The sequence below is a fragment of the Streptomyces sp. NPDC104226 genome (assembly GCF_055584085.1).
This window is the reverse complement of the sequence record NZ_JBVJMS010000013.1, coordinates 183526-202424: the sequence shown is the minus strand read 5'-3', so window position 1 is coordinate 202424 and position 18899 is coordinate 183526. Positions and strand designations below refer to the sequence as shown.

Here is an 18899-nt window from a genome sequence, read left to right as displayed (position 1 = left end):
TCCCGCCACCGTCGAGGTGACACATCGGACGCCCGGCCGTTGTCCGGCCGGAAACCAAGGACAGAGGATCACCGAGTGTGACAAGCGGCTCAAGCGCCGCCCTGTACACAGAATCCGGAGGACTTTCCTTGAGAGCGATCCTTATCGGCGGAGGCCCTGTCAGCTGCCTCGTCGCACGCCAGCTGCGCAAGATGTCCATAGAGGTGGACATCTACGAACGCGGCCCCGATCCACGGCTCCCGCGCACGGGGCGCGGCCACTCCTTCAACCTCACCCTCACCCTGCGCGGGCTCTCCACGCTCGACCCGGAACTGCGGGAGGTGCTGTACGAGCACGGCGTCCCGTGCCCGCGCCGGGTCGTGCACCACGACGACGGCTCCCTCACCAGCCAGCCGTACGGAACGGCGCCCGAGCACCACCTGCTGTCGATTCCGCGCCACCAGCTGCACTGCACGCTGCTGAGCGAGGCGGAATCGGCCGGTGCCCGCGTGTTCTTCGAGCACGAGGCCATCAAGGTCGACGCCCTCGAAGCCCGTGCCACCTTCGTGGACAAGGCCGACGGCAGCCTGAACGAGGCCGCGGGCGACCTCCTGCTGGGCGTGGACGGCGCCAACAGCATCGTCCGGCACGAGATGACCAAGGCCGGCGCGCGGCTGGAGGTGCAGCAGGAGTTCATCAAGCACGGCTACATCGAGCTGCACATGCCGCCCGGCGGCGAGGGCGAGCACGCCCTGCGCTCGATGACCGAGGGTGACGACCGGCACGGTCTGCACCTGTGGCCCCGTGGCCAGTTCGTGCTCATCGCCCAGCCCAACCGGGACGGCTCGTACACCACCACGCTGTTCATGCCGCTGGAGCCGGGCGAGGACGGCCAGCCGGGCCTGAACCAGCTCACCACCAACGCGGCGGTCCGGGCCTTCTTCTACCGGTACTTCCCGGACGCGCTGCCGCTGCTGCCGGACCTCACCGGAGACTTCTTCAGCGCCCAGGCGGCCTCACTGAAGATCGTCCGCTGCAGCCCGTTCCACTACGGACGCACCGTGCTCCTCGGCGACGCCGCGCACACGATGGTCCCGTTCTACGGACAGGGCATCAACTGCAGCTTCGAGGACGTGGCCACCTTCACCGAGCTCCTGGAGCGCGCGCTGCGGCGGCACGAGCCGGCCACGGCGGTCCAGCTGACGCTGGCCGCCTACACCGCGGCCCGCAAGTCGCCCGGCGACGCGATCATCGCGCTGTCCCGCGCCAACCTGGAGGAGCTGAGCTCCCAGACCGGCGAGCGCGAGTACCACACGCAGCGCCGCATCGAACGCGAGCTGCACGAGCGGTTCCCGGACCACTTCGTGCCGCTGTACCAGCGCGTGGCCTTCACCACCATCCCGTACGACGTGTCGCTGGAGCTCTACGAGCGCGACCAGTCGGCGCTGACCTCGCTGCTGGAGCGGTTCGACCCGGAGACCGAGGCGGAGAAGATCCACCAGGCCTTCGAGGAGCGCCTGCGCGAGACCAAGGGGCTCTCGGCGACGGCGAAGGCCGTGGCCAGGGCCACCGGCACCACCGGCGGCAAGGCCCGCGGCGGCGCACGGACCGGCACGGACGTCGAGGCGGCCGCCGCCGGAACCGGAGGCAAGAAGTGACCGCACCCGGCAAGGGGCTGGACCTCAACCTGTCCGCGGAGGCCATGGGCGAGCTGATCGACGCGGTCTCCGAGCGCGTCCTCGGTTTCCACCGGGACCTGGCCGAAGGCGTCCACCCCGCCTCGTACGTCAACGACTCCCTGGAGACCGAGTCGTACGAGGCCGGCCGCAAGGTCTGCCTCGAACTGCGGGAGGACGAGGTGCCCCGCCAGGGCACCGCCGTCGGCCCGCTGCTGGACGAGCTCTTCGGCCCGGCCACCGCGAACGGCACCATGCACCCGCACCCCGGGTTCATGGCGCACGTCCCCTCCGGCGGCCTGTTCCAGGGCGCCGTCGGCGACTTCATCGCCCGCTCGGTCAACCGCTTCGCCGGGGTGTGGATCGCCGCCCCCGGCTTCCAGCAGATCGAGCGCAACGTCATCCGCTGGTACTGCCGGATGCTCGGCTACGGCGAGGGCTCCTTCGGGTACCTGACCACCGGCGGCTCCCTCGCCAACCTGATGGGTCTGGTCTGCGCCCGCCGCGCGGCGGAGGCCACCACGGGCGAGCCGGTCGTCTACGTCTCCTCCGAGGGCCACTTCTCCGTCGCCAAGGCGGCCGGCATCGCCGGCATCCCGGGCTCGCGGATCCGCTCGGTCCCGGTCCGCGACGACCTGTCGATGGACCTGGGCGCGCTCCGGGAGGCCATCGCGGCCGACCGGGCCGCCGGCCTGGTCCCCGCGGCCGTGGTCGGTACCGCCGGCACCACCAACTCCGGTGCCGTGGACGACATGGCGGCCCTCGCCGTGATCGCCCGGGAGGAAGGCGCCTGGTTCCACGCCGACGCCTGCTTCGGCGGCTTCTTCAACATCACCGCGCGCGGCGCGGCGGCGCTGAAGGGCATCGAGGAGGCCGACTCCATCGCGGTCGACGCGCACAAGTCCCTCTTCCTTCCGCACGGCAGCTCCGCGCTCCTGGTCAAGGACCGCCGGACCCTGGGGCGCACCTTCGAGATCCCCGGCGCCTCCTACCTGCCGGGCCTCGTCGACGAGGAGGAGATCGGGGACTTCTGCGCCTACGGTCCCGAGCTCTCCCGGGAGATCCGCGGGCTCACCGCCTGGCTGCCCCTGAAGATGCACGGCCTGGAGGCCTTCGAGGCCTGCATGGACGAGAAGCTCGACCTGGTCGAGTACCTGGCGGCCGAGCTGCCCCGCATCGACGGGCTGGAAGTGGTCGCCGACCACGGGATCCACCTGCCGGTGCTCAACTTCAAGCTGACCGCCCCCGGCCTGGGCCGGGCGGAACTGGACCGGCTGAACGCCAAGCTGTGCGAGCTCGTCTGCTCCCACGGCAACGTCTATCTGACCACCACCGAGCTGCCGCGCCACGGCATGGTCGTCCGGGTCTGCATCCTGCACCCCCGGACCGGCAAGGCGGTCGTCGAGCAGCTGCTGGAGGACATCGCCTGGTCCGTCCGGCAGCTGCGCTCACCCGAGGAGATCTGATGCCGGCCACCGACCACCCCACTGGGCCCGCGGCGGGGGCGAGCGGCGCACCACCCGCCCCCGCCGGCAGCCCCGAGAGCATCGTCGCCCGCTTCGACGCCGATCCGTTCGGCTATCTGGAGGAGCTGGAACGCACCCACGGCAGCATCTTCCGACTGCCGCTCGGGAACCTGGGCAACGAGGGCTTCGACCACATCCCGGCCAACGGCCAGTGGGTGTTCCTCTCCCGCCCCCACCAGGTCAAGGCCATGTACGAGGCCCCCGAGACGGTGGCCAGCGGGGCGCAGGCCAACAAGCTGTTCTTCGGGACGAACGAGGCCTCCGTCGGCTACATCGACGGCCGGTCCCACCGGTGCCGGCGCGGCCGGCTGCACCCCGCCTTCGGCGGCGGGCAGGACTACTCGCCGCTCGTCCTGTCCACCCTGGACCGCGTCATCGCGGACTGGCCCCGCGAACGGGCCTTCCCGCTCTTCGACGAGCTCCAGAACCTCACCTCCCAGGTGATCACCGACGTGGTCTGCGGCAACATGGACCAGCAGGAGCAGGACGAGCTGCGCGCCATGCTCCTGCGCACCGAGAACGCGAAGTACACGCGTGAGGAGGTGCTCGACGCGGACGCCTCGCTGCGCGCCTTCGTCGCCAAGCGGATCGACGGCTACATCGAGCGCGCCGACCGGGCGGGCAAGGACGACTTCCTCACCACCCTGCTGCGCCTCGGCGCCGAGCAGGACGAGGAACTCACCCACGACACCGTGCGCGACGAGGTGTTCAGCCTGCTCTACACGGGGTTCTCGACCACCGCGAACACCCTGTCCTGGGCCTTCCTGCGGCTGCTCGCCGACGACCGCGTGCGCGAGACGCTCACCGCCGAGCTGCGCGCGGTCCACGCGGACGGCCGCCCGCTGACCCGGGACTCCCTGAACGAGTCCCCGTACCTGGAGGCCGTCCTCAAGGAGGTGCTGCGGCTGCACCCGGTCACCCCGCTCAACGGGGTCCGGCTGCTCAAGCAGGACATGGAGATCGACGGGTACCTCGTCCCCGCCGGAACGATCCTGGTCCACTGCGCCCACCTGCTCCAGCGCTCGCCCGAGGTGTGGCCCGACCCGCTGGAGTTCCGCCCGGAGCGGTTCCTCGGCGAGTCCCACGAGGCCTACGCGTGGGGCGCGTTCGGCGGCGGCAGCCGCATGTGCGTGGGGCGCGGGTTCTCGCTCGGCGAGATGAAGGCGATCTTGACCCGGGTGCTCACCACGCACACCCTGGAGCGCGCCGAGGGCCTCGCGGACCTGCCGCCGGCCCGGATGCAGGGGTTCTTCATGGCCCCGCAGGACCACGCGCTGGTCGTCCTGCGGGCACAGGAGCCGGCATGAGCGCCGCCGGTGGGCCGAGCGTGCTCGACAGCATCATCGAAGGGGTCCGCGCCGACCTCGTGGAGCGCCGGATGCGGGTGCCGCTCGGCGACCTGAAGAGCCGGGTCACCACGGCCTGCCCGCCCGTCGACGTGGTGGCCGCCCTGCGCCGCCCCTCGGGCGTGCAGGTCATCGCGGAGGTCAAGCGGGCGAGCCCCTCCAAGGGTCCGCTCGCCGTCATCCCGGATCCCGCCTCGCTCGCCGCGCAGTACGAGGCGGGTGGCGCGGCGGTGGTCAGCGTGCTCACCGAGCAGCGGCGCTTCCGCGGCTCGCTGGAGGACCTGGCCGCCGTGCGCGCGGGTGTCGGGATCCCGGTGCTCCGCAAGGAGTTCATCGTGACCGAGTACCAGCTGTGGGAGGCCCGGGCCTACGGGGCCGACCTCGCGCTGCTGATCGTGGCGGCCCTGTCCCAGGAGGAGCTGGTGTCCCTGGTGACGCTCTGCGAGCACATCGGGCTGACCCCGCTCGTGGAGGTCCACGACGAGCAGGAGGTGGCCCGCGCGGTCGCCGCCGGGGCGCGGATCATCGGGGTCAACTGCCGGGACCTGCGCACCCTGGAGGTGGACCGCAGGACGTTCGCCAAGGTCGCCGGGTCGATCCCGGACGACGTGGTGAGGATCGCCGAGTCCGGGGTGCGCGACGCCGCGGACGTGGCGGCGTACGCGAACGAGGGCGCGGACGCCGTCCTCGTCGGCGAGGCCCTCGTGACGGGCGGCGACCCGCGCCGCCGCGTCGCGGAGTTCATCGCCGCCGGATCCCGCACCGGGGGCTGAGCGATGGGGTGGGGGCGGGCCGTCCGCGTGGCCGACGCGAACGGCCCGTCCCCGTCGTCGCGCGCTCAGCCGGCGGCCGCCTCCGTGGCGGGGCCCAGCTTCGCGCTGAGCGCCGCCCAGCGCCGGAGCACCTCGGCGGCGGCGCCGGAGTCGATGGCCGCGCGGGCCTGTTCCACGCCGTCCGCGAGCCGCTCGGTCACCGGCCGCGCCGAGGGCTCCAGCGCGGCGAGCCCGGCCGCCGCCGAAAGCACGACGGCGTCCCGGATAGGGCCCGGGGCCCCGGCGAACACCTCGCGCGCCACCCGGGCGTTGTGGGCGGCGTCCCCGCCGAGCAGTGCGTCGCGCGGGGCGAAGGGGATGCCGATGTCCCGCGGGTCGAAGGCCTCCTCGCGCACCGCCGCGTCCGTCACCGTCCAGATCCGGGAGGTGGTGGACACCGACAGTTCGTCCAGCCCGTCGTCGCCGCGGAAGACCAGCGCGGACGCGTCCCGGCGGGCCAGTACCCCGGCCACCAGCGGAGCCATGCGGGCGTCGGCTACTCCGATCGCGTGGGCCCGTACACCGGCCGGGTTCGTCAGCGGTCCGAGGACGTTGAACACGGTGCGCACGCCCAGTTCGCGGCGGGGGACCGAGGCGTGCTTCATCGCCGGGTGGAACCGGGGGGCGAAGCAGAAGGTGATGCCGGCCTCCTCGGCCAGTGCCGCCACGTCGGCGGGGGCCAGGTCCAGGCTCACGCCCAGCTGTTCCAGGACGTCGGCCGAGCCGGAGGAAGAGGAGGACGAGCGGTTGCCGTGCTTGACCACGCACGCCCCGGCGCCGGCCGCGACGACCGCCGACATGGTGGAGACGTTCACGCTGTTCGAGCCGTCGCCGCCGGTTCCGACGATGTCCACCGACCGGGCGGGCACCTCGATCCGGACGGCGTGGCGCAGCATCGCGCGCGTGAAGCCGTCGATCTCGCCGACCGTCTCGCCCTTGGCGCGCAGGGCCACGAGCAGACCGGCGATCTGGGCGGGCCCGGCATCGCCGCGCATCACCCGGTCCATCGCCCAGTCGGTGTCGTCCGAAGTCAGATCCTCCCCTGCGAGCAAAGCGTTCAGCAATGCGGGCCACGTTCGTGCCACGGAAAACCTCCCGTTGATGAGGCCACCAGTCTGGTGCGGTTCGGCGAATACCGGCCAGACCACTCTCCGGGCACGCATCAGGTCCAATCGATGAATCACCGACCGCGAATTGACAGGCAAGGAAGAGGAGGTATCCGAGGTGTGGCAGTTTTCTCGGTCCATTTCACGCGATTCCGGGGGAAGTCTCACCTCGCAATTGCAGAACATCGTGAAGGACGAGATCACCTCCGGAGCGCTCCACCCGGGCACCCCCATGCCCTCGACCCGCCGGCTCGCGCAGGATCTCGCGGTCTCCCGCAGCGTGGTCGTGGAGGCGTACGGGCAGCTCATCGCCGAGGGCTACCTGGAGGCCGTCCGGGGGTCGGGGACCCGGGTCGCCCGGCACCTCGCCCCGCGCACCCTGCGCCCCGTGCCGGTCCGCGAGCCGCATCCGGCGCCCGGCCCTCCCGTACGGATCGACCTGCGCACCACCGGTGCGGCCGGGACCCCGCCGTTCCCGCACCGCGAGTGGCTGACGTCCTACCAGCGCGCGCTGCACGACGTACGGCCCGGGCAGCTGGACCATCCGCCGCTCGCCGGGGTGGGCAGGCTGCGCGAGGAACTGGCCCGCTACCTCGGCCGGGTGCGCGGGGTGCGCACGGCGCCCGAGCAGATCATGGTGGTCTCCGGCCTCACCCAGGGCATCGGGCTGCTCTGTTCGGTGCTGCCGCGCCTCGGCGTGCCCGAGATCGCCGTCGAGGACCCCTGTGACCAGCGGATGCGGGCCTTCGTCCAGGAGGCCGGGATGCGGGCGCATCCGGTGCCGGTGGACGGCGAGGGCATCGACGTGGACCGGCTCGCCCGGTCCGGGGTGCGGGCGGTGCTGGTCACCCCCGCCCACCAGTTCCCCACCGGCGCGGTGCTCAGTGCGCAGCGCCGCGAGGCGCTGATCCGCTGGGCCCAGGACGTGGACGGCTGGATCGTGGAGCACGACTCCGACGGCGACCTCTGGTTCGACCGCGGCCAGCGCCCGCTGTCCCTGCAACGCGCCTTCCCCGAGCGGGTGGTGCACGCCGGCACGGTCAGCAAGGCGCTCGCCCCCGGCCTGCGGCTGGGCTGGCTGGTGCTGCCGCCCCCGCTGTTCGCGGCCGTCGAACGGGTGCGGGCCGGCCGCGATCTGGGCACCGACGTGCTGACCCAGCTGGCCTTCGCCGATCTGGTGTCCAGCGGCTCCCTGGACCGGCACCTGCGCGGGCTGCACGGCCGCTACCGGACCCGCCGGGAGGGCCTGGCCGACGCCCTGCGGCGCCATGTGCCCGAGGCCTCGATGTCACCGGCGGCGGCCGGACTGCACCTGTACCTGCGGCTGCCCCGGTCCACCGACGAGACGGCGCTGGTGGCCGGGGCACTGCGGCGCGGGGTCCTGCTGTACGGCGGCCGGCAGTTCCACGCCGAACCGCACCGGGCCCGTCCCGCGCTGGTGGTGGGCTACGCGGCCCAGTCCCGCACCGGGCTGCGCCAGGCGGCGGTGGTTCTGGGATCCGTCCACGCGGGTCTGCCGGGGGTCCGGCGCGCGATCGACCTCCGCGACCAGAAGCAGCTCGCGTGAGCCCGGGCGGGCGGGGCGGGCGGGTCTGTCGGGGCTGTCGGGGCTGTCGGGGCTGTCGGGGTTCAGGGACCGAGCAGTTCCTCGCCGGTGAGCGCCCAGTACGCCGGCGACATCTTGGCCAGGGACTCCCGCCACTCCCCCGCCGGTTCGGAGCCGGCGACGATCCCCGCCGAGCTCTGGGTGGAGTACACCTCCCCGTCGTGCTCGATCGTACGGATGCACAGCGCGAGTTCGCTGAAGCCGCCCACGTCGAGCAGCCCGACGGCGCCCGCGTACGTGCCGCGCGGCTCGTCCTCCAGCGTCCCGATGAGCTCCATGGCGCGCTCGCGCGGCACCCCGGTCACCGTGCCGGCCGGGAAGGTGGCGCGCAGTGCGCTCCACACGTCGGCGTCCGGGCGGAGCATGCCGCTGACCGTGGAGACCATGTGGAACACGTGCGAGAAGGCCTCGACGGCCATCAGCATGTCCACCGGGGGTTCCCCGGCCACGGTGACGCTCGCCAGGTCCCGCCGGGCGAGTTCGACGAGCATCAGGTGCTCGGCCCGCTCCTTGGGGTCGGCGGTCAGGGCCGCCACCCGGCGCACGTCGGCCTCCGGGGCTCCGCTGCGCCGTGCCGTCCCCGCGATGGAGCGCAGCGTGAGGGTGCCGTCCTCGATGCGGAAGAGCAGCTCCGGGCTGGCCCCGATCAGGCTTCCTCCGGCGTGCGGGAGCAGGTACATGTGCGGGGACGGGTTGCGTGCCCGCAGCCGCCGGTAGACCTGTACGGGCGTGAGCGAGCTCCGTACGTCGATCCGGTGGCCCACCTGGATCTGGCTCACGTCGCCGGCCCGGATGTGCTCCAGGCAGCGCTCCACCAGCGCCTGGAAGGCGGCGCGCTCCATGGAGTCCCGTACGCCGTGGGGCTCGGGCACGGGCTCCTCCCGTACGGCCTCGGCCGGGGCCGGGGAGGTGAGGTCCGGTTCCGGGGCCGGGGGCCAGCCCTCGGCGGACGCCTCGCGCAGGACGGGGCCGGGGCCGTGGGCGCCGTAGCGCGCGACCGTGCGGAACAGCGTCATCGTGATGTCGGCCTTCGTGGGCTCCACGGCCGCGCGCAGCCCGCGGATGTGCCGGGCCGCCCCGTAGCCGAGGACGGTGACGAAGCCGAAGTCGAAGCCGGTGGAGCCTTCCGCGCCGTCCACGGCGAACAGGGACTGCACCGCGCGCAGCAGCCGCCGCACCTGCCCGGGATCTCCCCGCCAGGGCCCGCCGGGGGCGTCCTCGCGCAGCCCGGCACCGGCCGCCGCGGACCGCGCCTCCTGCGCGAGCTGCGGTATCCCGTCGATCTCGACCCGGTCCGGGTAGACCCGCAGCCGGAGCAGCCGCCCCCAGCCCACCGTGGCCGTGTCGCGGCCCTCCCCGGCGCCGGCCGGGTGCTCGAAGAGGAAGGCCTCTTCGGGGCCGAGGCACGCAGCGACGCGCACGTAGAGGTCCAGGGGGGACAGATCCCCGGGTACGTGCGGAGCCGGAAGCGTTTGCGTACTGATTTTGACTCTTACGGTTGGCATCCAGTTCCTCACTCGCCTCGACCCGTAAAGGGACGTCGGCAGCAAACCATCAGGTTGCCGGGCACGGCCAGACCAATTGGCGATTCAGGATGCGGACCACTTCCGAATTCCTTGACCCGTTCCGGCCGTTCACTATTGAGTGATGGCAAAAATAAGACCCCCTACCGAATCCAGACGAGGCGAACATGACCGGAAATTCGAGTTCCACTTCGGGTATCGATTCCTGGCGCACGCGCCCCGCGGCCCAGCAGCCCGTGTGGCCCGATGCCGAAGAACTGCGACGGGTCACGGACGGGCTGCGGGTGGCTCCCCCGCTCGTCTTCGCCGCCGAGTGCGACAGGCTGCGCGACCAGCTCGGCGCCGTCGCCCGCGGCGAGGCCTTCCTCCTCCAGGGCGGCGACTGCGCCGAGACCTTCGCCGGCAACACCGCCCAGGCCATCGAGGGCAAGCTGCGCACCCTGCTGCAGATGGCCGTCGTCCTCACCCACGGCTCCTCCCTGCCGGTGGTCAAGGTCGGCCGGCTCGCGGGCCAGTACGCCAAGCCCCGCTCCAGCGGTACCGAGGTGCTCGACGGCATCGAACTGCCCTCCTACCGCGGTGACGCGGTCAACGGCCTCGGTTTCACCGAGGCCGAGCGCCGCCCCGACGCGAACCGGCTGCGCCGCGTGTACGAGGCGTCCGCGGCCACCTTGAACCTGGTCCGCGCCTTCACCCACGGCGGCGGCGCCGACCTCACCCAGGTCCACCGCTGGAACCAGGGCTTCCTGGACACCACCCCCGCCGTCGGCTGCTACGAGCAGGTCGCCAGCGAGATCGACCGCGCCCTCGCCTTCATGCGGGCCTGCGGTGTCGATCCGGCGGCCCTGCACGCCACCGAGCTGTACGCCAGCCACGAGGGCCTGCTCCTGGACTACGAGGAGGCACTCACCCGTGTCGACCCCGACAGCGGCGCCGCGTACGCCACCAGCGGCCACCTCGTGTGGATCGGCGAGCGCACCCGCGACCTGGACGGCGCGCACGTCGAGTACTTCTCGCGCATCGCCAACCCGATCGCCGTCAAGCTCGGCCCGACCGCGACGCCCGAGACGGCGCTGCGCCTCGCCGAGCGCCTGAACCCGGACCAGATCCCGGGCCGGCTCACCTTCGTGGTGCGCATGGGCGCCGGCAAGGTCCGCGACCTGCTCCCCGACCTGGTCGGCAAGGTGACCGCCGAGGGGCTGGCCGTGCCGTGGGTGTGCGACCCCATGCACGGGAACACCTTCACCGCGTCCTCCGGCCACAAGACCCGCCACTTCGACGACGTGCTCGACGAGGTGCGCGGCTTCTTCGAGGTCCACCGCGAGCTGGGCACCCACCCCGGCGGCCTGCACATGGAGCTCACCGGCGACGACGTCACCGAATGCCTGGGCGGCGCCCACAACCTGGCCGCCGAAGAGCTGGGCCTGCGCTACGAGACGGCCTGCGACCCGCGCCTGAACCACAGCCAGTCGCTCGACCTGGCCTTCTCGGTCTCCGAGATGCTCCGCGGCCAGAAGGCGGCGGTCCCGCACGCCCCGGGAGGTCTCGGCTCGTGAAGCACGACACGGACCGCGACACGAACCGCGGCGCGCGCCGTGGTGCGGCGCGCACCCCGCGGCGCGCCCGCGCCCTGTCCGCGGCCGCCCTGGCGCTGGCCCTGTCCGCATCGCTCGCCCCGGCGGCCGGCGCGGCCCCGGGTGCCGCGGACAGCGGCGCCGCGGCCGGCTGGTCGGTCACCTGGGACGACTTCCGCAAGGGCTTCGACACCACCGGCGCCGACGCCCGATGGCAGCTGACCCCCACCGGTGACCTGCCGGGCGGCGACGGCGTCCCCAGCACCTCCCCGTACGGCGGCCTCCGGGTCGACGCCTCGGGCACGAACCCGGCCACCGGGGCCCCGGCCTTCACCTACACCACCGAGCCGGAGCCGGCCGGTGCGGGCGCCTACGACCACCTCAAGTGGTACGCGATGGCCAACCACACCTCCACGGCGGGCGTGACCGGCTTCGACACCGTGCCCGGCCAGGTGCTGACGTGCGAGGCGAACGGCTACGCCGCGCGCACCTTCGGGACCGCGGACCACCCCTTCGGCACGGACGTCGCCGACGCGCAGAGCGACCTGCGCCTCGCCGCGGGCACCATGTCGATGTACGACCTCGAATCGGGCCTGGTCTTCGACTTCTTCGTGACCAACCGGAAGATCTACGCCTTCTACGAGCGGCTGCCCGCTCCCGGCGCCTCGTACGCGTCGTTCTCGTACGCGGTCCCGGTCGCCGACCGCACGCCCGGCCAGAAGAACAGGCTGTCGGTGTCCTACGACCGCACGGCCGGCGCCACCGTCTGGAAGATCGACGGACGCCAGGTCTTCAAGGTCACCGACCCGGGCCGCCGGCTCGCCGACCGCAGCCGGATGGTCCTCGACCACGGCGGTACCGAGGAATCCGTGACCCCGCGTCAGCTCTCGTGCGGGCTCGGGCTGTTCAACCTCCTCGACGCCGAGGGCGAGAACGACCGCGGCCTGGTGAAGGTGTCCTCCGAAACCGCCTACGACCCCGACCTCGGCGCGCCGCACGCGCAGCGCTACCTCGACGAGTCCTCGCTCCCGCAGAACCGCCTGTGGGGCGCGGGCGCCCGCATCGAGGTGGGCCGCGTCTCCGTCTCCTCGCTGCCCCGGTAGCCGGGCGGCCCGGGCACCCCCGCCCGGGCCGCCGGGCGGCGGGCCCGCGTACCCGTCATCAACCGGTGCACGCGGGACTTGACGGACTGTCCGCCCCGCCCTGGCCGCGTCCGCGCAGATCCGGAATCGTCCGTTGCCAGGCCCCCACCTCGAAACCGTTTAGGGAGTACCACGGCCATGACCAATGTCGCCGTCATCTACTACTCGTCCACCGGCAACGTGCACCAGCTTGCCGAGGCAGCCGCCACCGCCGCCCAGAAGGCCGGCGGCGAGGTGCGACTGCGCCGGGTCGCCGAGATCGCCCCGCAGGCCGTCATCGACGCGACCCCGGACTGGGCCCGCCACGCCGAGGAGACCAAGGACATCGAGATCGCCTCGCTCGCGGACCTCGAGTGGGCCGACGTCGTCCTCTTCGGCACCCCGACCCGTTTCGGCCAGTGCGCCTCGCAGCTGAAGCAGTTCATCGACACCACCGGTGGCCTGTGGTTCCAGGGCAAGACCGTCAACAAGGTCTGCTCCTCCTTCACCTCCACGTCCTCGACGCACGGTGGCCAGGAGAGCACGATCCTCGCCCTGAACAACACCTTCTACCACTGGGGCGCGATCATCGTTCCGCCCGGCTTCGCCGACCCGGTGCAGTTCGCCCCGTCGAACGGCAACCCGTACGGCGCGAGCAGCGTCTCGGCGAACGCCGCCTCGAACGTGAACGAGGAGAACCTCTCCGCCGTCGAGTTCCAGGCGCGCCGCGCCGTCGAGATCGCGACCGCGCTCAAGGCCGGCTGGGCCGCCGCGGTCTGACCGGCATCGTGAGGGGGCGGGGAGGCGCTGACGCGTCCCCGCCCCCTCCGCATCGCCCGAGCGGTTCCCGCACCCGCACACGGATACGGCCGGGGGCCCCGTACCGTGTGCGGGCCGCGGCGGACGGCACGACGAAGCTCCGGTGGTCCGGGGCGACCTGCGCAGGTCGCCCCGGACCACCGGAGCTTCGTCGTGTGCCGCGCGCTCCACCGGCAACGGAGAGCTGCGGGGTGGGGGGTGGGGTGCGGGGGGTGCGGGGGGAAAGAGGAGAGCGGCCACCCGCGGCCGTGGTCTTTTCAGTGCGGTGACCACGACCGGCGGGCAGCCGCCCGTCACCCTGTTCCGGAGGGCGCCCGACCCCATTGTCGGGCGCCCGGGAAACGGGGCTTCCTAGCGGATGACGTCGAACTCGAGGGCGACCTGGGCGGCCGTCTTGGAGTCGATCTCGAACTGCTCGGCCGGCGGACGGGGCACCCCGTCGGCGGCCGAGATGCCCAGCTTCTTGAAGTAGCCCTCGGTACCGCCCGGCGTGTACCAGGCCAGCATCTTGACCGGCGTGTCACCGAGGACGCTGTAGGTGTGCGCCTTGCCCTTCGGCAGGAACACGAAGGATCCCGGCCCGGCCACCTCGACGCGGCCTTCCCAGCGGAGCTCCATGCTGCCTTCGATGAGGTAGAACGCCTCGTCCTCACCGTGGTGGGTGTGCGGCGGGGCGCCGGAACCCGGGTAGAGGATCACTTCGAGAAGACCGAACGCACCGCCGGTGTCGTTCTTCAGCGCCTTGAAGGTGTAGTGGTCCCGGAATACCCACCGGGTGTCACCATCGCCCGCGGCAACGTGTATGAGTTCTGGACCCTGCTGTTCCTGAGTCGTCACTGTTCTCTCCTTAATCGGAATTTCTCTTTACATGGCCTGCGCAGTGCCCGCGCTCGTGAAAAGAGCGGGCCCCGCAGGGATCTCTGGCCAACAGCCGTCACCTCCTCTCCTTCCTTGCCGCCGCACTGCGCGGAAAGCGTCAGCCGGTCGCGTGGCGGCGTGCGGACCGGGAGGCGAGCCCGACGAGCCCGACACCGGCGACCAGGACGGCCGTCAGCAGCAGGGCCAGGCCCGACAGGTTGCCCAGCGCCTGGGGGAGCTGGGCGCCCAGGCCGACGCCGAGGTTGAGGATGAAGCTGTAGACGGCGGTCGCGGTGGCCCGGGCGGGACCCGCACTGGTGCCGATCGCCTGTACGAGGGCCGGGCTGACGGTGGAGATCGCCAGCACGAAGAGGAAGAGGGAGATGCCGAGCCCGATGACGGTGTCGCCGAACAGCGCGGCTCCCAGCATCCCGACGGCGCCGGCGGAGAATCCGAGCACGGTACGGGTGAGTGCGGAGATCCGTCCCATGACCGGTGCGAGCAGGACGGCACCGACCATCGCGGGCAGGGCGCTCGCGCGCAGGGCCAGCATGGTGTCGTGGTTGCCGACGACTTCCTCCGGGCCGTAGAGCTGCACGCCGGTGTAGATCGCGGTGAGGCTGCCGAGGACGGCGAGGGAGGCCACGAAGAGCGGCAGGATCGCGGGGTCGCGCAGGACACCGAGGGTCCCGCCCCCCTTGGCCGCGGGGGACGACGGGTCCTTGGCCAGGTCGGGCAGCATGACCCGCCAGGCGGCCGCGGCCACGAGGGCCAGCAGCGGGGTCACCACCCAGAACACCGAGCGCCAGCCGAAGGCCGATCCCAGGACCTGGCCGAGGACCTGACCGACGATCAGTGCCACGCCCAGGGCGCAGGACACCACGGTGAGGGCCAGTGCGAGCTTGCGCGCCGGAACCCGTTCGCTCAGGTAGATGTAGACGACCGGCGTGAACACACCGGCCATCGCGCCCTGCAGGGCGCGCAGCAGGGAGCCGCTCACCAGGTCGGAGGAGAACGGCACGATGGCGGTCACCACGGCCATGACGGCGATGCTCCCCACCACCACGCCGCGTCGGCCGTACCGGTTCGCGAGGGAGCCGCTCGCCAGCGAAGCGCACGCGTAGGCGATGGAGAACGCGGTCGTCGCCCACGTGGCCGACCCCTGCGGCACGTCCCACGCGCCGGCGATCTCCGACATCAGCGGGATCGCCACGTACCCCTGGCTGACGACGACGACGGCGGCGAGGCCCATCACCAGCAAGGTCGCACCGAAGGGGAACTGTTCGGCACGCTCCTCATCGGTCAGGGTGTCCGCCGGCGCCCCGTTCGGGGCGGTGGGTACCGCGGCTGTTTTCCTTTCCGAAGCCGATACGTCCGACATCAGAAAACACCTCCATGATGCGGCCTGGGCTGTGAACCGTTCCCGGGCACTTTTTTCGTCGGTGATCTGCTCGAACTAACGGGCGGCAGACCGCCTGCCAACTTCGCAAATGCTGCTGATCCCGCTCATGCACGGTCAACCGGGTCCGGTCAAATACGTCAGGTTCACATCAGGTCCGGAAAAGCCCTTTCCGGCAATGGTTCACGGGTCGGCACCTCGGCTTTATGCGGATCCCCGGCCGCCTACCTGACGGAATCCGGGAGCCGGGCTTGTCCTTTCGCGCCGCCCCCGCAGGACCCCGGGGCGGACTTGACGGATTGGGCACGGGCGGCTGGGGATTCGGGCGGCACGCGCCGCACCCTCGAAGGGTCTCCCCGTCGCCACCCCGCCAGATTCGAGAGGCCTGACGATGAACAACGACGCGATGCCCTCACCGCCCGGTACGGACAACGGGTGGGGGGCCGAACTCCTGGATCTGGACGCGTACCTGGCGCGCATCGGCTACGACGGCCCCCGCACCGCCACCGCCGCGACGCTCCGCCGGCTCCACCTCGCCCATCTGGCCGCGATCTCCTTCGAGAACGTCGCCATAGCGCTCGGCGGACCCGTCGACATCGGTATCGAGGCCGTCCAGGAGAAGATCGTGGCCGGCGGCCACGGCGGTTACTGCTACGAGAACAACCTGCTGTTCGCCGCGGCACTGGAACGCCTCGGCTTCCCCGTGTCCCGACTGCTGGCGCGGGTACGCCGGGGCAACGCCCCCATCCGCTGGCGTTCGCACACCGTGCTGCTCGTGGAGGCCGACGGCGAAGTCTGGCTGGCGGACGTCGGCTTCGGCGACGAGGGGCCGCTGGAACCGGTGCTCTTCGAGGACGGTGCGCAGCTGACGGCCGGCGACTGGACCTGGCGCCTCGACCAGGAGGGGGCCGACTGGATCCTGCGCAGCATGCACGCGGACGGCTGGTTCGACGTGTACGCCCTGCGTCTGGAGCGGCAGCACCCGATCGACTTCCAGGTGGCCAACTACTACTCCTCCACCCACCCCCGCTCCCCGTTCGTCACCAACCTGGTCGCCCAGCGGCCCGAGGCGGCGGTGCGCTACAGCCTGGTGAACCGGGTCCTGGTGACCCAGTACCCGGACGGGCGCTCCGAGAGCGTCGAGCTGAGCGGTGACGACGTGGTGCGGACGCTGCGCGACACCTTCCTCGTGAACCTCACCGCCGACGAGGCGAAGCTGCTGCGCGACCTCTAGGGATCTCGCGGCGCGGTTCTCCACGGACCGCTGGAGGCCTCCACCCCCTGTCACGTCCTCGGGGTGGAGGCCTCCGGTGCGTCCGCCGGGAACCGCGGCGCGGTTCCCGGGTCCTCAGGACCGGCCCGCGGCCCGGATCACGGAGGCGCGCGCGGCAGCCGCGACGTGCTCGGCCGTCAGACCGTACTGCTCGTACAGCCTCTGGTAGGGGGCGCTGGCGCCGAACCCGTCCAGGCCCACCGCGTGTCCGGCGTCGCCGAGCAGCGCGTGCCAGCCCGGCGTGGAGCCGGCCTCCACCGAGACCCTGGCCCGCAGCCGCGGCGGCAGCACGCCGTCCCGGTACTCCTGGCTCTGCTCGGCGAACCACTCCAGGCAGGGCATGGACACCACGCGGGTGGGGATGCCCTCGCCCTGCAGGATGCGGCGGGCGTCCAGGGCGATGTGCACCTCGCTGCCCGTGGCGACGAGGACGGCTTCGGGGCGGCCGCCCTCGGCTTCCGCCAGGACGTAGCCGCCGTACGCGGCGCCCTCGGCGGGCTCGATGTCCGATCCGGTCGAGCGGTCCAGAACGGGGAGGTTCTGCCGGGACAGGCACAGGCCGGCCGGGCGGTCGTCGTTCTCCAGGATGGTGCGCCAGGCGACGGCGGTCTCGTTCGCATCGGCCGGCCGGACCACGTCCAGACCCGGGATGAGGCGCAGGGACCAGAGGTGCTCGACGGGCTGGTGGGTGGGTCCGTCCTCGCCGAGGCCTATGGAGTCGTGGGTCCAGACGTAGGTGACGGGCAACTTCATCATGGCCGCGAGGCGGACCGCGGGGCGCATGTAGTCGGAGAAGACCAGGAAGGTGCCGCCGTAAGGGCGGGTTCCACCGTGCAGGGCGATGCCGTTGAGGATCGCGCCCATGGCGTGCTCACGGATCCCGAAGTGCAGGGTCCGCCCGTACCGGTGGCCGGAGTACGCCTCCGTCGCCAACTCCTCGGGGATGAAGGACGGTTCACCCTTCATCGTGGTGAGGTTCGACTCCGCGAGGTCGGCAGAACCGCCCCACAGCTCCGGCAGCACGGAAGCCAGCGCGTTCAGCACTTCGCCGGAGGCCTTGCGGGTGGCGACCTGGCCGCCCGCGGGGAAGGCGGGAAGGGCCTCCTGCCAGCCCTCGGGAAGGGTGCGCGCCGAGATCCGGTCGAACTCGGCGGCCCGCTCGGGGGAGCCGGCCCGCCAGTCCCGCTCGCGCTTGTCCCACTCCGTCCGCTCCTGGCGCGCCCGGTCGCCGACCTGGCGGGCGTGGGCGAGGACCTCGGCGGGGACCTGGAAGGAGAGCGAGGGGTCAAGCCCCATCGCGGCCTTCGTGGCGGCGGCCTCGTCCGCGCCCAGCGCGGCACCGTGGATCTTCCCGGTGTTCTGCTTGCCGGGCGAGGGCCAGCCGATGACGGTCCGCAGGGTGACGAGGGAGGGCCGGTCGCTCTCCTCGCGGGCGGCGCGCAGTGCGGCGTAGAGCGCGGGAACGTCCTCCTCGTAGGAGCCGGTCGCGGTCCAGTCGACCTCCTGGACGTGCCAGCCGTACGCCCGGTAGCGCGCCGCCACGTCTTCGGAGTGCGCGATCTGCCGGTCGTCCTCGATGGAGATGCGGTTCTCGTCGTAGAGGACGACGAGGTTGCCGAGCTTCTGGTGCCCGGCCAGCGAGCTGGCCTCGTGCGCCACGCCCTCCTCCAGGTCGCCCTCGGAGGCGATCGCCCACACCGTGTGGTCGAAGGGGCTCTCCCCCGCCTGCGCCTCCGGGTCGAACAGGCCGCGCTCGCGGCGGGCGGCCATGGCCATGCCCACGGCGTTGGCGAGGCCCTGGCCGAGGGGGCCCGTGGTGGTCTCCACGCCCGGCGTGTGTCCGTACTCGGGGTGCGCGGGGGTCAGACTGCCCTCGGTGCGCAGCCCCTTGAGGTCGTCGAGGGTGAGCCCGTAACCCGACAGGTACAGCTGCGTGTAGAGCGTCAGGCTGGCGTGGCCGCAGGACAGCACGAACCGGTCGCGCCCCGCCCAGCCCGGATCCTGCGGATCGTGCCGCAACAGCCGCTGGAACAGCAGGTACGCGGCCGGCGCCAGACTCATGGCCGTACCGGGGTGACCGTGCCCGGCCGCCTCGACGGCGTCCACGGCCAGGGCGCGGGCGACGTCCACTGCGCGCCGGTCCGTTTCGCTCCATTCGAAGCGTACGGTCTCACTCTTCGCTGGGGTCCTCACGGATCTGCTCAGGGCTCCTTGGCTGCTGGTGTGCGTGAGCGCGTGGGAAGGGCCGCTCACCCGGCCACCCTGCAATGACGGGAGCGGA

General features: G+C 72.2%; 14 protein-coding genes. 9 read left to right on the top strand and 5 right to left on the bottom strand.

Going from position 1 to position 18899, the window contains the following annotated elements; translation table 11 throughout:
- Positions 1-128: 128 nt before the first annotated feature.
- Genes ACZ60J_RS34275 through trpC form a run of 4 tightly spaced genes read left to right on the top strand, consistent with a single transcriptional unit; the run spans position 129 to position 5300 of the window.
- Positions 129-1637 (top strand): FAD-dependent oxidoreductase, encoded by a 1509-nt coding sequence (locus ACZ60J_RS34275; protein ID WP_469687993.1) that lies wholly within the window; start codon positions 129-131, stop codon positions 1635-1637.
- Positions 1634-3121 carry a pyridoxal phosphate-dependent decarboxylase family protein gene (locus ACZ60J_RS34270; protein ID WP_469687991.1) on the top strand — a complete coding sequence of 496 codons (1488 nt, stop codon included), beginning with the start codon at positions 1634-1636 and terminating at the stop codon, positions 3119-3121. The genes ACZ60J_RS34275 and ACZ60J_RS34270 overlap by 4 nt, the downstream gene beginning before the upstream one ends.
- Positions 3121-4488, top strand: coding sequence for a cytochrome P450 (locus ACZ60J_RS34265; RefSeq protein WP_469687989.1), 1368 nt, complete (start codon positions 3121-3123; stop codon positions 4486-4488). The genes ACZ60J_RS34270 and ACZ60J_RS34265 overlap by 1 nt, the downstream gene beginning before the upstream one ends.
- Positions 4485-5300, top strand: a complete 816-nt coding sequence (gene trpC, locus ACZ60J_RS34260) for an indole-3-glycerol phosphate synthase TrpC (RefSeq protein WP_469687987.1) — start codon at positions 4485-4487, stop codon at positions 5298-5300. Before ACZ60J_RS34265 ends, trpC begins: the two co-directional genes overlap by 4 nt.
- Positions 5301-5365: 65 nt before the next feature.
- Here trpC and trpD read toward each other — a convergent pair whose 3' ends face one another.
- On the bottom strand, positions 5366-6424 hold the full coding sequence (trpD, locus tag ACZ60J_RS34255) for an anthranilate phosphoribosyltransferase (protein ID WP_469687985.1): 1059 nt from the start codon (positions 6422-6424) through the stop codon (positions 5366-5368).
- Between the two features lie 196 nt (positions 6425-6620).
- Here trpD and pdxR point away from each other — a divergent pair, with 196 nt between their 5' ends.
- Positions 6621-8012, top strand: a complete 1392-nt coding sequence (gene pdxR / locus ACZ60J_RS34250) for a MocR-like pyridoxine biosynthesis transcription factor PdxR (RefSeq protein ID WP_469687983.1) — start codon at positions 6621-6623, stop codon at positions 8010-8012.
- A 62-nt stretch (positions 8013-8074) separates the two neighbouring features.
- On the opposite strand, the gene ACZ60J_RS34245 is transcribed toward pdxR, so the two are convergent.
- Positions 8075-9472 (bottom strand): anthranilate synthase component I family protein, encoded by a 1398-nt coding sequence (locus ACZ60J_RS34245; RefSeq protein ID WP_469687981.1) that lies wholly within the window; start codon positions 9470-9472, stop codon positions 8075-8077.
- Between the two features lie 269 nt (positions 9473-9741).
- Here ACZ60J_RS34245 and ACZ60J_RS34240 point away from each other — a divergent pair, with 269 nt between their 5' ends.
- From ACZ60J_RS34240 to wrbA, 3 genes are all read left to right on the top strand, one after another.
- Positions 9742-11130, top strand: coding sequence for a class II 3-deoxy-7-phosphoheptulonate synthase (locus ACZ60J_RS34240; protein WP_469687980.1), 1389 nt, complete (start codon positions 9742-9744; stop codon positions 11128-11130).
- On the top strand, positions 11127-12251 hold the full coding sequence (locus ACZ60J_RS34235) for a DUF6081 family protein (RefSeq protein ID WP_469687978.1): 1125 nt from the start codon (positions 11127-11129) through the stop codon (positions 12249-12251). Before ACZ60J_RS34240 ends, ACZ60J_RS34235 begins: the two co-directional genes overlap by 4 nt.
- Positions 12252-12428: 177 nt before the next feature.
- Positions 12429-13049, top strand: a complete 621-nt coding sequence (wrbA, locus tag ACZ60J_RS34230; protein ID WP_469687976.1) for an NAD(P)H:quinone oxidoreductase — start codon at positions 12429-12431, stop codon at positions 13047-13049.
- Positions 13050-13439: 390 nt separating this feature from the next.
- Here the strand turns inward: wrbA and ACZ60J_RS34225 are convergent, their stop codons facing one another.
- Complete coding sequence (locus ACZ60J_RS34225) at positions 13440-13925, bottom strand: cupin domain-containing protein (RefSeq protein WP_469687974.1); 486 nt, start codon at positions 13923-13925, stop codon at positions 13440-13442.
- Between the two features lie 139 nt (positions 13926-14064).
- Positions 14065-15327, bottom strand: a complete 1263-nt coding sequence (locus ACZ60J_RS34220) for an MFS transporter (RefSeq protein ID WP_469687973.1) — start codon at positions 15325-15327, stop codon at positions 14065-14067.
- A gap of 409 nt (positions 15328-15736) precedes the next feature.
- Here ACZ60J_RS34220 and ACZ60J_RS34215 point away from each other — a divergent pair, with 409 nt between their 5' ends.
- Positions 15737-16579 (top strand): arylamine N-acetyltransferase family protein, encoded by an 843-nt coding sequence (locus tag ACZ60J_RS34215; RefSeq protein WP_469687971.1) that lies wholly within the window; start codon positions 15737-15739, stop codon positions 16577-16579.
- A 114-nt stretch (positions 16580-16693) separates the two neighbouring features.
- On the opposite strand, the gene tkt is transcribed toward ACZ60J_RS34215, so the two are convergent.
- Positions 16694-18811 carry a transketolase gene (gene tkt / locus ACZ60J_RS34210; protein ID WP_469687970.1) on the bottom strand — a complete coding sequence of 706 codons (2118 nt, stop codon included), beginning with the start codon at positions 18809-18811 and terminating at the stop codon, positions 16694-16696.
- Between the last annotated feature and the right edge of the window lie 88 nt (positions 18812-18899).